The organism is Streptomyces sp. NPDC000134 (assembly GCF_042899225.1).
In the GTDB taxonomy this organism is placed as follows: Bacteria; Actinomycetota; Actinomycetes; order Streptomycetales; family Streptomycetaceae; genus Streptomyces.
This window is the reverse complement of sequence record NZ_JBIAZN010000012.1, coordinates 273,263-286,257: the sequence shown is the minus strand read 5'-3', so window position 1 is coordinate 286,257 and position 12,995 is coordinate 273,263. Positions and strand designations below refer to the sequence as shown.

General features: G+C 72.6%; 9 protein-coding genes. 3 read left to right on the top strand and 6 right to left on the bottom strand.

Annotated elements, in window-relative coordinates; all coding sequences use genetic code 11:
- The 3 genes from ACFY32_RS20385 to ACFY32_RS20375 all read left to right on the top strand — a co-directional run.
- Positions 1–498 (top strand): IS5 family transposase (locus ACFY32_RS20385; RefSeq protein ID WP_390674896.1); only part of this gene is annotated, 498 nt, incomplete at its 5' end.
- Between the two features lie 9 nt (positions 499–507).
- Positions 508–1,410, top strand: a complete 903-nt coding sequence (locus ACFY32_RS20380) for an LLM class flavin-dependent oxidoreductase (protein ID WP_359190541.1) — start codon at positions 508–510, stop codon at positions 1,408–1,410.
- Between the two features lie 161 nt (positions 1,411–1,571).
- Positions 1,572–2,459 (top strand): Cof-type HAD-IIB family hydrolase, encoded by an 888-nt coding sequence (locus ACFY32_RS20375; protein ID WP_390674895.1) that lies wholly within the window; start codon positions 1,572–1,574, stop codon positions 2,457–2,459.
- 6 nt (positions 2,460–2,465) lie between these two features.
- On the opposite strand, the gene ACFY32_RS20370 is transcribed toward ACFY32_RS20375, so the two are convergent.
- From ACFY32_RS20370 to hisC, 6 genes are all read right to left on the bottom strand, one after another.
- On the bottom strand, positions 2,466–3,512 hold the full coding sequence (locus ACFY32_RS20370; protein WP_390674894.1) for a M23 family metallopeptidase: 1,047 nt from the start codon (positions 3,510–3,512) through the stop codon (positions 2,466–2,468).
- A gap of 188 nt (positions 3,513–3,700) precedes the next feature.
- Positions 3,701–5,380 (bottom strand): GAF domain-containing protein, encoded by a 1,680-nt coding sequence (locus ACFY32_RS20365; protein ID WP_390674893.1) that lies wholly within the window; start codon positions 5,378–5,380, stop codon positions 3,701–3,703.
- A 114-nt stretch (positions 5,381–5,494) separates the two neighbouring features.
- A complete protein-coding gene (gene cydD, locus ACFY32_RS20360) occupies positions 5,495–8,995 on the bottom strand; it encodes a thiol reductant ABC exporter subunit CydD (RefSeq protein ID WP_390674892.1) in 3,501 nt (1,166 codons plus the stop codon).
- Between the two features lie 88 nt (positions 8,996–9,083).
- Positions 9,084–10,088: a cytochrome d ubiquinol oxidase subunit II gene (cydB, locus tag ACFY32_RS20355; RefSeq protein ID WP_359190527.1), complete on the bottom strand. Its 1,005-nt coding sequence runs from the start codon at positions 10,086–10,088 to the stop codon at positions 9,084–9,086.
- Positions 10,089–10,109: 21 nt separating this feature from the next.
- Positions 10,110–11,615: a cytochrome ubiquinol oxidase subunit I gene (locus ACFY32_RS20350; protein WP_359190524.1), complete on the bottom strand. Its 1,506-nt coding sequence runs from the start codon at positions 11,613–11,615 to the stop codon at positions 10,110–10,112.
- A 237-nt stretch (positions 11,616–11,852) separates the two neighbouring features.
- Positions 11,853–12,932, bottom strand: coding sequence for a histidinol-phosphate transaminase (gene hisC, locus ACFY32_RS20345; RefSeq protein WP_390674891.1), 1,080 nt, complete (start codon positions 12,930–12,932; stop codon positions 11,853–11,855).
- Positions 12,933–12,995 lie beyond the last annotated feature (63 nt).

Sequence of the window (12,995 nt, the reverse complement as noted above, 5' to 3'; positions counted from 1 at the left end):
TTCCCACGTGCGGGCGGCCCGGCGGGGCCCAAAAGCGGGCCGAGCCCGGTCGACCGTGCGCGGCCGGGCAGCAAGCACCACGTCCTCACCGATGGCCAGGGCATCCCGCTCGCGGTGTCGCTGACCGGCGGAAACCGCAACGACGTCACCCAGCTCCTGCCCCTGCTGGACAAGGTTCCACCGGTCGCCGGCGTCGTCGGCAGGCCGCGGCGACGGCCGGACATGCTCTTCGCGGACCGCGGCTACGACCACGACAAGTACCGGAGGCTGCTGTGGCAGCGCGGCATCCGTCCAGTGATCGCCGAACGCGGCCAGCCGCACGGCTCCGGCCTGGGCATCTTCCGCTGGGTCGTCGAGCGGACGATCTCCTGGCTGCACGGCTTCCGCCGCCTGCGCATCCGCTGGGAACGGCGCGACGACATCCACGAGGCTTTCCTCGGCCTCGCCACCTGCCTCATCACCCACCGACACGTCCAACGCCTTGTTAGGACCTCTTAGGCTCGAGGTATGAGTCTGCGCCTGAGCACCGTGATCCTGCCCTACCGCCGCTGGCACGAGGGCGGCCGTTCGACCTGGACGCGTGCCGAGCAGCTCGGCTTCCACGCCGCGTACACCTACGACCACCTGTCCTGGCGCAGCTTCCGGGACGGCCCGTGGTTCGGCGCCGTGCCCACCCTGACCGCCGCCGCGTCCGTGACCGAGTGGATGCGCCTGGGCACACTGGTGACCTCGCCGAACTTCCGGCACCCGGTGACGCTGGCGAAGGAGCTGATCTCGCTGGACGACATCTCCGGCGGGCGGATCACGCTGGGCATAGGAGCGGGCGGCACGGGCTTCGACGCCACCGCGCTCGGTCAGGAGCCCTGGACACCGCGTGAGCGGGCCGACCGGTTCGCCGAGTTCCTGCGGCTGCTGGACCGGCTGCTGACGGAGGACGCGGTCTCCTACGAGGGTGACTTCTACGCCGCCCACGAGGCCCGGAACATCCCGGGGTGTGTGCAGCGGCCCCGGCTGCCGTTCGGCGTGGCGGCGACCGGTCCGCGCGGGATGCGGCTCGCGGCGCGGTACGGGCAGGCGTGGGTGACGACCGGTGACCCGAAGCTGTTCGAGGACGGGACACCCGAGCAGTCGGTCCGGGCGCTGCGGGGGCAGACCGAGAAGCTGGCGGACGCCTGCACCGCGATCGGCCGGAACGTGGACGAACTCGACAAGGTGCTGCTCACCGGCTTCACCCCGGACCGCAACCGGCCGCTGGAGTCGCTGGACGCCTTCGTGGACTTCGCGGGGCGCCACCGGGAGCTGGGCTTCACCGAGATCGTCGTGCACTGGCCGATCCCGGGGTCGGATTTCGCGGTGGACGAGAAGATCTTCGAACAGATCGCCATGGAGGCGCCGGCGCAGTTGAAGTGAGGACGCGAACCTGGCCGGGCCGGGCGGGACGGGGGCCGTGCGGGTCGGACCGGGCCGGGCGTGACGGGGAGCAAGGGCTGGCCAAGCCGCCCGGCGCGCCGGTGCTCGGGGGCGAGCCGTGGCTCACATCTGTGCGCACCGCCGCACGGTCGTGCGGGCATATGCGGGACAATGACCGGGTGACCTCAGCGACTCGACAGCCCCAGCCCCCGGCCGCCGCCGCTCGTCCACGACTCATCGCCACCGATCTTGACGGAACGTTGCTCCGCGACGACCAGTCCGTCTCCCCGCGCACGGTCGCCGCGCTGGCGGCCGCCGAGGCGGCGGGCATCGAGGTCTTCTTCGTCACCGGCCGTCCCGCCCGCTGGATGGATGTCGTCAGCGACCACGTCCACGGCCACGGCCTCGCCATCTGCGGCAACGGCGCCGCCGTCGTCGACCTGCACGGCGGCCCCGGCGTCCACCGGTTCGTGAAGGTGCGGGAGCTGGCCCGGGACAACGCCCTGGAGACCGTACGCCTGCTGCGGGAGGCGGCGCCGGGCACGGTGTACGCCATCGAGCAGACCCACGGCTTCAACCAGGAGCCCGAGTACCCGAAGCTGCACCTGGAGGTCCCCGACGTCCTGCTGCCCGCCGAGGAACTGCTCGGCCCGGACGGTCCCCTCCCCGGCGAACCGGTGCTGAAGATCCTGGCCTACCACCCCGACATCGACCCCGACGCCTTCCTCACCCTGGCCCGGCTCGCCGTGGGCGACCGCGCCAACGTCACCCGGTCCAGCCCCAGCGCCCTGCTGGAGATCAGCGGCCCCGGCGTCTCCAAGGCCAGCACGCTCGCCCTGTGCTGTGCCGAGCGCGGCATCTCGCACGAGGAGGTCGTCGCCTTCGGGGACATGCCGAACGACGTGGAGATGCTCACCTGGGCGGGCCGGTCGTACGCCATGGGCAACGCCCACCCGGACGTGATCGCCGCCGCCTCGGGGCGGACGGTCGCCAACAACGACGACGGGGTCGCGGTCGTGATCGAGCGGCTGCTCGCGCAGCGGCCCTGACACCGCTCAGAGCGGCACCCCGCGCCGCGCCAGCCACGGCACCGGGTCCAGCGCCGATCCCATCTCCGGGGTCACCCGCACCTCGAAGTGCAGGTGCGGCCCGGTGGAGTTGCCGGTGTTGCCCGACTGCCCGACCCACTCCCCGGCGCCGACGCGGTCGCCCTGGCCGACGGTGACGGCGGAGAGATGGGCGTACTGCGTGTAGTAACCGCCCGCGTGCCGGACGACGACCTGGACGCCGAAGGCGCCGCCGCACGACACCTTCACCACCCGCCCCGCGCCGACCGACCGCACCGGCGTGCCGACCGGCACCGCGAAGTCCTGGCCGGTGTGCCGGTGCGCCCAGCGCGTCCCGCCGCTGCCGAACGACGCGGACAGGTCGTACGTCTCCACCGGTGCGACCCAGGGGCGGCCGGCGTGTGCCTCGGGCCGGTCCGGACGGACCACCGCGCCGGGGCAGGCACCGGCCGCGACCGAGGCGGCCGCCTGTCCCCGCAGTCTGGACCGGGCCGCCGCCAGCCTGCGCTCGATGTCTTCTCTGAGGGCGGCCAGTTCGATGTTGCGCTGCTCCAGTCGCCGCCAGGCCGCTTCGGCCTTCGCCTCGTCGGCGGCGAGCCGGGCCTCGGCCCGCCGGCTCCTGCCGAGGGCGTTGCTGACGGCCAGGTCGGCCTGCCACACCGCGCGCTGACCGCGCAGCAGCGCGTCCGGGTCGTCGGCGAGCAGCATCCGCGCGGTGATCGGAAGTCCGCCGCCGCCGCGGTACTGGGCGCGGGCGATCCGGCCCAGGTCCTCGTTCATGACGGCGATCTCCGCGCGCTCCCGGTCCAGGAGCTTCTCGTACCGCCGCGCCCTGGCCCGCTGCGCCTCGGCCTCGCGCCGCCCGTCCTCGTACCGCTGGGTCGCCACCGCGGCGTCCTCGTAGAGCCGGACCACCTCGGCACCGGCACCGGAACCCGCGCTCGTGTCGGTGGCGTCGGTGGGTCGGGCCGCGAGCACGGCGAACGCGCACAGCAGCGCCGGGACGCGCAGCGGATGTCGGCGGAATGAGCGCATGGCAGCGATCGTGTCCCGCGCGGGGCTCCCGGGTCACGTTCAGTCGCGCGGCCGGGGGACCGGTTGCTGCACACGGGTCACCTCCGGCCCGCGAGGGCGCCGGTACGGGGCGCGGGTATGGACGTCCGTACGAGATGTCAGTACGAGGTGTCGGTACGAGGCACCGTATGAGACGTCCGTACGGCGCGTCAGTAAGGCGCTTCCCAGACGACGGTCGTGCCGGCGCCGTCCGGTCCGATGCCGGGGCCGGTCCGGCTGGCCCCGCCGAGGGACTCGGCGCGGCGCTCCAGATTGCGCAGTCCGCTGCGCCGGCCGCCCGCACGGAGGCCCACACCGTCGTCGGCGACGGTCAGCCGTACGCCGGGGCGGCCGTCCGGCAGGGTGACGGTCGCGTCGACGACGACCTCGATCCGGGAGGCACCGGCGTGCCGGAAGGCGTTGGAGAGGGCCTCGCGCAGGGCGGCGATCAGGTTCTTGCCGGTGGTCTCGCCGACCGCGCTGTCGACCGGTCCGACACAGCGGTGCGCGGGCGTGAAGCCGAGCGGTACGGCCGCCATGCTGATCTCCCGCTGGACGCGGGTGCGCAGCCCCGAGGGTTCCTCGGCGGACTGCCCGAGCGCGAAGACCGCCGCGCGGATCTCCTGGATGGTGACGTCGAGTTCGGCCACGGCCCGGCCGACGCCCTCGCGCACCTCGGGGACGGCCGCGCCGCGCCGCGCGTCCTCCAGCAGCATCCCGGTCGCGAACAGCCGCTGGGTGACCAGATCGTGCAGGTCGCGGGCGATGCGGTCGCGGTCCTCGAACACCGCGAGCCGTTCCCGGTCGCGCTGGGCCTCGGCCATCATCAGCGCGAGCGCGGCCTGCGCGGCGAACCCGTCGGCCAGCTCGCGCTCCGCCCGGGTGAACGGGCGTTCCCCGCGGGCGCGGGCCATGACGAGGCCGCCGAGGACGCGTCCGTCGCTGCACAGCGGCAGCAGCAGGGTGGGGCCGTAGGCGCGGGCGAGGCCGTCGGCCAGACGGGGGTCGGTGGCCGCGTCGTCCACGCGCACGGACCGTCCGGCGAGCAGTTCGGCGGCGATGCCGCTGCTCGGCGGGATCACCGTGCCCAGTGATTCCGCGGGGCGCCGCGCGGACACGGCCGCGATCTCCAGGCCGCCGCCGTCCACCGGCAGCAGGACGACGCCGGCCGCCGCGCCGGAGAGCCGGCGGGCCTGTTCGGCGACCACCTGGAGGGCGTCGTCGGTGCCGTCGCCGGACAGCAGGGCCGTGGTGACGGCGACCGACCCGTCGATCCAGCGTTCGCGCTGCTGGGCGGCCTCGTACAGCCGGGCGTTGCCGATGGCGATGCCCGCCTCGGTGGCCAGCACCCGGACCAGGACGAGGTCGTCCTCGTCGAACGGTTCGCCGTCGCGTTTGTCGGCCAGGTACAGGGTGCCGAAGACCTCGCCCTGCACTCGGATCGGGACGCCGAGGAAGCCCCGCATCGGCGGGTGCTCCGCCGGGAAGCCGCTGAAGCGCGGGTCGGCGGCCAGGTCGTCGAGCCGGAGCGGCTCCCCGTCGCGGATCAGAGCGCCCGGCAGGCCCGTCCGGCCGTCCGGCGGCGGACCGATCCGGCGGGCGGTCGCCTCGTCGGTCCCGTGGTGGACGAAGTCGGCCAGCCCCTCACCGTCCTCGGCGACGACACCGATGGCCGCGTACCGGGCGCCGGACAGGGCCGCGGCCGTCGCGCAGATCCGGTCCAGCGTCACGTGCGGGTCCAGCCCGGAGGCGACGCACCGCATCGCCTCCAGCAGCTTCGGCACCCGTACGCGCAACTCGGCGGAGGGCTCCGGCTGCGACGGCGGAAGGCCGGGGGACGGGACGGGCATGACCTGAGCCTAATGAGGTGGATTTGGGGAGGAAAGTCGGATCTTCGACGGCGGGGCCGCGTCCCCGTCCGCCCCACCGGCGCGTCCGTGCCGGTGGGGCCCGGCCGGTCCCGCCTACCGGGCCGTCACCAGCAGGTCCGACGCCGTCTCCCGCTCGGCCATCGTCCGCAGCGGACCCGGTACGGCGGTCAGTTCCGCGTACGTCCCCCGCTGCACGACCCGCCCCTCGTCCAGGACGATCACCTCGTCGACGTGCTGGAGTCCGGCGAGCCGGTGCGTGATCAGCAGGGTCGTACGGCCCTCGGTGGCGGCGAGCAGGTCGGCGGTGAGGGCGTCGGCGGTCGGCAGGTCGAGGTGCTCGGCGGGCTCGTCGAGCACCAGCACGGGGAAGTCGGCGAGCAGCGTCCGGGCCAGCGCCAGCCGCTGCCGCTGACCGCCCGACAGGCGTGCCCCGTGCTCCCCGACCAGCGTGTCCAGACCGTCGGGCAGGCTCTCGGCCCAGTCCAGCAGCCGGGCCCGCGCGAGCGCGCCGCGCAGCTCGGCCTCACCGGCGTCCTTCCTGGCCAGCAGCAGGTTCTCGCGCACCGAGCTGTCGAAGAGGTGCGCGTCCTGGGCGCACAGCCCGACCAGCTTCCGTACGTCGTCGCCGTCCAGGGCGCTCGCGTCGACCCCGGCCAGCGTGTACGAACCGGCCTCGGCGTCCAGGAACCGCAGCAGCACCTGCGCCAGGGTCGTCTTGCCCGACCCGGACGGCCCCACCACGGCGATCCGGCGCCCCCGCGTCAGCGTCAGGTCCAGGCCGGCCAGGGCCTCCCGGTCCTGCCCGGAGTGGCGGGCGGCCAGGCCCTTGACGACCAGCGGGAACGGCGTCGCGGGCGCCGGCCGGGGAGTCTCCGGCTCCCGTACCGGCTCGGGCGCGTCGAGGACCTCGTACACGCGCTCGGCGCTGCGGCGCACCCGCTGCCGGTACTGCGCGGCGAGCGGCAGGCCGAGGACGGCCTCGAAGGCGGCCAGCGGAGTGAGGGCGACCACCGCCATGGCCACCCCGCCGAGCCGGCCGTCGGCGACCGCCTGGACCCCGGCCAGGGCGGCGGCGGCCACGGTCAGCCCGGAGATCAGCGCGGTGAGGCCGTCGCCGAGCGCGGTGGCGGTGGCGGCCCGCGAGGCGATCCGGGTCAGCGCCCCGTCGGCCCGGCGTGCCTCGGCGGCCCGTGCGGGCAGGGCCCCGGCGACGGTCAGTTCGGCGGTGCCGGTGAGCAGGTCGGTGACCCGGGTGGCGAGCAGCCCGCGGGCGGGGGCCAGCCTGCGCTCGGCCCGCCGCGCGACGGCCCCGGTGACCAGCGGGACGCCCACCCCGGCGGCCAGCAGTCCGGCGGCGAGCACGGCACCGGCCTCCGGCAGCAGCCAGGCGGTGAAGCCGACGGACGCGGCGGAGACGACCACGGCGGAACCGGCGGGCAGCAGCCAGCGCAGCCAGTAGTCCTGGAGCGCGTCGACATCGGTGACGAGCCGGGTCAGCAGATCGCCGCGCCGCTCGCGGCGCAGGCCGGCGGGCGCCAGCCGTTCCAGTCGCCGGTAGACGGCGACCCGGGTGTCGGCCAGCATCCGCAGGACGGCGTCGTGCGACACCAGCCGCTCGGCGTAGCGGAACACGGCCCGTCCGATCCCGAAGGCCCGGGTCGCGGTCACGGCCACCATCAGGTAGAGCACCGGCGGCTGCTGCGAGGCCCGCGAGATCAGCCACCCGGAGGTGGCCATCAGGCCGACGGCGCTGCCGAGCGCGAGACTGCCGAGCAGCAGGGCGAGGGCGAGCCGGCCGCGCCGGGCGGCGGACAGGGCCCGGACCCGGCCCAGGGGACCGCCGCCCGCACGGGTGCCGGTGGCGGGCAGGCCGGTACCGGAAGGGCCGGCCGGTTCCTCGCCGACCGTCGCGGCGGGGGCGGGCGTCCCGGCCGGTGCCGGGGCGGGTGTGGCCGGCTCCGCCAGCTTCACGACCCGGTCGGCCACCTCCAGCAGCGCCGGGCGGTGCACCACCAGCAGGACCGTCCGGCCGCGCGCCAGTCGCCGTACCGCCGCCACGATCTCGGCCTCGGTCCCCCCGTCGAGGGCGGCCGTCGGCTCGTCCAGCAGCAGCACCGGCCGGTCCGCGAGGAACACCCGGGCCAGCGCCAGCCGCTGCCGCTGACCGGCGGACAGCCCGGCCCCGTCCTCGCCGAGCACCGTCTCCAGGCCCTGGGGCAGTTCCTCGACGAAGGCCAGCGCCCCGGCGTCCCGCAGCGCCCGCCGTACGGCGGTGTCGTCCGCGTCGGGCCGGGCCAGCCGTACGTTCTCGGCGATGGTCGCGGCGTACAGGTGCGGGCACTGCGGCACCCAGGCCACCTGGGCGTGCCACCGCGCCGGGTCGAGGCCGGTGAGATCGGCTCCCCCGATCCGCACCCGCCCCTCGGCCGGCCGGACGAAGCCGAGCAGGACGTCGAGGAGCGTGGACTTGCCCGCCCCGCTCGGGCCGACGAGCGCGACCGTCTCCCCGGGCTCGACGGTGAAGCTGACGTCCGAGACCGCGTCCGCCGAGCGGCCGGGGTAGCGGACGGTCACGCCCTCGAAGGACAGGGCACCGCTCGTGGGCACCGGACGGCCGCCCCGCTCCGGGCCGGGGGTCTCCAGTACGGCGAAGACGTCCTCGGCCGCCGCCAGCCCCTCGGCCGCCGCGTGGTACTGCGTCCCGACCTGCCGCAGCGGCAGATACGCCTCGGGCGCGAGTACCAGCACGACCAGACCGTCGTACAGGGCCATGTCGCCGTGGACGAGACGCATGCCGATCGTCACCGCGACCAGCGCCACCGAGAGCGTGGCGAGCAGTTCCAGGGCGAAGGACGACAGGAAGGCGATCCGCAGCGTCCGCATGGTCGCCTGCCGGTACTCGCCGGTGATCCGCCGGATCGACTCGGCCTGCGCCTTGGCCCGGCCGAAGACCTTCAGCGTCGGAAGGCCCGCGACCACGTCGAGGAAGTGACCGGACAGTCGGGACAGCAGCCGCCACTGCCGGTCCATCCGGGACTGGGTGACCCAGCCGATCAGCACCATGAAGACCGGGATGAGCGGCAGGGTGACGACGATGATGGCCGCCGACACCCAGTCCTCGGTGACGATCCGGACCAGCACGGCCACGGGGACGACCACCGCGAGGCCCAACTGCGGCAGATAGCGCGAGAAGTAGTCGTCCAGGGCGTCGATCCCCCGGGTGGCCAGGGCGACCAGGGAGCCGGTGCGCTGGCCGCCGAGCCAGCCGGGGCCGAGCGCGGTCGCCCGTTCCAGCAGCCTTCCGCGCAGCTCCGACTTGACCGCCGCGCTCGCCCGGTGCGCGGCCAGCTCGGTGAGCCAGCCGACCAGCCCCCGGCCGCAGGCGACGGTGGCCAACAGCAGCAGGGGAGTGCGCAGTTCGGCCGCCGCCATGCCGTGCTGGAAGGCGCCGACCACGATCTCGGCGATGAGCATCGCCTGGGCGATGACCAGCCCCGCGCCGACGGCGCCGAGACCGACGACGGCGATCAGGAAGAGCCGGGTGGTGCGGGCGTACCGCAGGAGACGTGGATCGATGGGTTTCACGTGAAACATGCCCTCTCGTCCCGGAGGTGCGTTTCACGTGAAACCGTGGACCGGGCCCACCGGGCGGCGGTGTCCGTGAAACGCACCCTGACCGGACTCAATGCGTGGCTTCGGCGAGGTGCTGGGTACCGATGCGCTTGCGGAACACCCAGTACGTCCAGCCCTGGTAGACCAGGACGACCGGCGTGCCGATGGCCGCGAGCCAGGTCATGATCTTCAGGGTGTACGCGCCGGACGAGGCGTTGGTGACGGTGAGGCTCCACTCCGCGTTCAGCGTGGACGGCATGACGTTCGGGAAGAGCGTCAGGAAGAGCATGGACACGGCGGCCACGATGGTGACGCCGGACAGGGCGAACGACCAGCCCTCCCGCCCGGCCTGGTTGGCCACCAGCGCGACGACCAGTGCCGCGACGGCCACCACCAGCGCGACCAGGCTCTTGCCGTCACCGCTGTTCGCCTGCGTCCACAGCAGGAAGACCAGGGCCAGCACCGCGGTGAGCAGGCCGACCCGCAGGGCCAGCTTCCGCGCCCGTTCCCGGATCTCGCCGACCGTCTTCAGGGCGGTGAACACCGTCCCGTGGAAGGTGAACAGCGTCAGCGTCACCAGACCGCCGAGCAGCGCGTACGGGTTGAGCAGGTCCCAGACGCTGCCGACGTACTCCAGCTCCTGGTCGATCTTCACGCCCCGGACGATGTTGCCGAAGGCCACGCCCCAGAGGAACGCGGGGATCAGCGAGGTCCAGAAGATCGCGTTCTCCCAGTTGCGCTGCCAGCGCTCCTCGGGCCGCTTCACCCGGTACTCGAAGGCCACGCCCCGGACGATCAGGCAGAGCAGGATGACCAGCAGGGGCAGGTAGAAGCCGGAGAAGAGGGTGGCGTACCACTCGGGAAAGGCGGCGAAGGTGGCGCCGCCGGCCGTGAGCAGCCAGACCTCGTTGCCGTCCCAGACCGGCCCGATGGTGTTGATCAGCACCCGCTTCTCGGGCCGGTTCCGGGCCAGCAGCTTGGTCAGGACGCCGACTCCGAAGTCGAAGCCCTCCAGGAAGAAGTAACCGGTCCACAGGACGGCGATCAGGACGAACCAGACGTCGTGCAGTTCCATGACTGTGCAGCTCCCTTACGCCTAGTACGAGAAGGCCATCGGCTTGTCGGCGTCCCGGGCATCGCCGCCGATCTTCGTGGGCGGGTTGAGGTCGGCCTCGGTCAGCTCGGGCGGGCCGGCCTTGACGTACTTGGCGAGCAGCTTCACCTCGATGACGGCCAGGACGGCGTAGAGCAGGGTGAAGGCGGTCATCGAGATGACGACCTCGGCCGTGGAGACCCCGGGGGAGACCGCGTCGCGGGTCTGGAAGAGGCCGTAGACGACCCACGGCTGACGGCCCATCTCGGTGAAGATCCAGCCCCAGGAGTTGGCGATCAGCGGGAAGGCCATCGTCCACAGGGCCAGCAGCCAGTACAGCCTGGAGAACCTCGCTCCGAGCGGCTTCTTCAGCAGCACCAGACGCGGCACCTCGTCCTCCCCGGTCCGCCAGGCGGCCGGCAGCAGGAACTTCTTCCTGGTCAGCCAGAGCCCGAGCAGCCCGAGCGAGAAGGAGGCCATGCCGAAGCCGATCATCCACCGGAAGCCCCAGTAGGCGACGGGCACGATGGGCTTGTAGTCGCCCGGCCCGAACTTCTGCTGCTCGGCCTTGTTGGTGTCGTTGATGCCGGGCACGTACGAGTCGAAGTCGCTGTGGGCGAGGAAGGACAGCAGGCCGGGGATCTCCAGGGCGACCTTGTTGTGCCCCTCGTCGACGTCCCCGTAGGCGAAGACGGAGAAGGGCGCCGGCTGTTCGCCGTCCCACAGCGCCTCTGCGGCGGCCATCTTCATCGGCTGCTGCTCGTACATGACCTTGCCGAGGGTGTCGCCGCTGATCGCGGTGAGCATGCCGCCGACCGCCAGGGTCACCAGGCCGAGCCGGAGCGAGGTGCGCATCACGGGGATGTGCTTCTTGCGCATCAGGTGGAAGGCGGCGATGCCCACCATGAAGGCGCCGCCGGTCAGGAAGGCCGCGGAGAAGCTGTGGAAGACCTGGTTGAGCGCGGTGTTCTGGGTGAGGACCGCCCAGAAGTCGGTCAGCTCGGCGCGGCCCTTCTCCTCGTTGATCTTGTAGCCGACGGGGTGCTGCATCCAGGAGTTCGCCGCGAGGATGAAGTACGCCGACAGCAGCGTGCCGATCGAGACCATCCAGATGCAGGCCAGGTGGATCTTCTTCGGCAGCTTGTCCCAGCCGAAGATCCACAGGCCGATGAAGGTCGACTCGAAGAAGAAGGCGATCAGCGCCTCGAAGGCGAGCGGGGCACCGAAGACGTCACCGACGAAGCGGGAGTAGTCCGACCAGTTCATGCCGAACTGGAACTCCTGCACGATGCCGGTGACCACACCCATGGCGATGTTGATCAGGAAGAGCTTGCCCCAGAACTTGGTGGCCCGGAGGTACTTCTCCTTGCCCGTGCGCACCCAGGCGGTCTCCAGGCCGGCCGTCAGGGCGGCCAGCGAGATCGTCAGGGGGACGAACAGGAAGTGGTAGACGGTGGTGATGCCGAACTGCCAGCGCGCCAGCGTCTCTGGCGCCAGAGCCATGTCCACGTCGTCGATCTCCTTACATCGCCGTGGTCAGCGGCACTTTGTGCGTGTATGTCACACCTATCTAGGGAGCAACCCGACACGCTTGTGAACGCGTTCACATTCACAAGCAATTATGACCTACTGCTTTTCGGCGCCGGAAGGGGGGTCCACTGTGACGTCAACCCCGAAAAAATGCCCGTTCCACGTGGTTTCACGTGAAACGGGCATCCATGGGGAGGCGGCGCCGGGCCCCGGGGGCTACAGCTCCTTGCGGAACTCCTCGGTCACCTTCAGGAAGATGTCGTTCGCCTCGCTCTCGCCGACCGTCACCCGCACACCCTCGCCGGGGAACGGCCGGATCACCACGCCGGCCTTCTCGCACGCGTCCGCGAAGGCGGCCGTCCGCTCCCCCAGCCGCAGCCACACGAAGTTGGCCTGGGTCTCCGGTACCGTCCAGCCCTGGGCGCGCAGCCCGTCGACCACACGCGTGCGCTCGCACACCAGCGACCCGACCCGGCCGAGCAGCTCGTCCTCGGCCCGCAGCGAGGCGATCGCCGCCTCCTGCGCGATCTGGCTCACCCCGAAGGGCACCGCCGTCTTGCGCAGCGCCGCCGCCACCGGCTCATGGGCGATCGCGAAACCGACCCGCAGACCGGCCAGGCCGTACGCCTTGGAGAAGGTCCGCAGCACGCAGACGTTGGGCCGCTCACGGTAGATCTCGACGCCGTCCGGCACCTCGGGGTCCCGGATGAACTCGCGGTACGCCTCGTCCAGCACCACCAGCACGTCCTCGGGGACCCGGTCGAGGAACCGCTCCAGCTCGGCCCGCCGCACCACCGTGCCGGTCGGGTTGTTCGGGTTGCACACGAAGATCAGCCGGGTCCGCTCCGTGACGGCGGCGGCCATGGCGTCCAGGTCGTGCACCTCCCCGGGCGTCAGCGGCACCCGCACCGAGGCCGCTCCGCTGATCTGCGTGATGATCGGGTACGCCTCGAAGGACCGCCAGGCGTAGATCACCTCGTCGCCGGCCCCGGCGGTCGACTGCACCAGTTGCTGGGCGACACCGACCGAGCCCGTGCCGGTGGCCAGGTGGGACGCCGGGACCCCGAACCGCTCGGCCAGCTCGTTCACCAGGCCCGTACAGGCCATGTCCGGGTAGCGGTTGAAGGACCGCGCCGCCTCCGCCACGGTCTCCATCACACCCGGCAGCGGCGGGTACGGGTTCTCGTTGGAGGACAGCTTGTACGCCACCGGCCCGTCGGCCACCGCGGGCTTGCCCGGCTTGTAGGTGGGGATTCCCTCCAGCTCGGCGCGCAGCTTGGGGCTCGTCTCGCTCACCGCAGTCCTCCTCGTGACCACCACCGGCATCGAATACTTCTCACCCTATGAGGATTGAGGCCC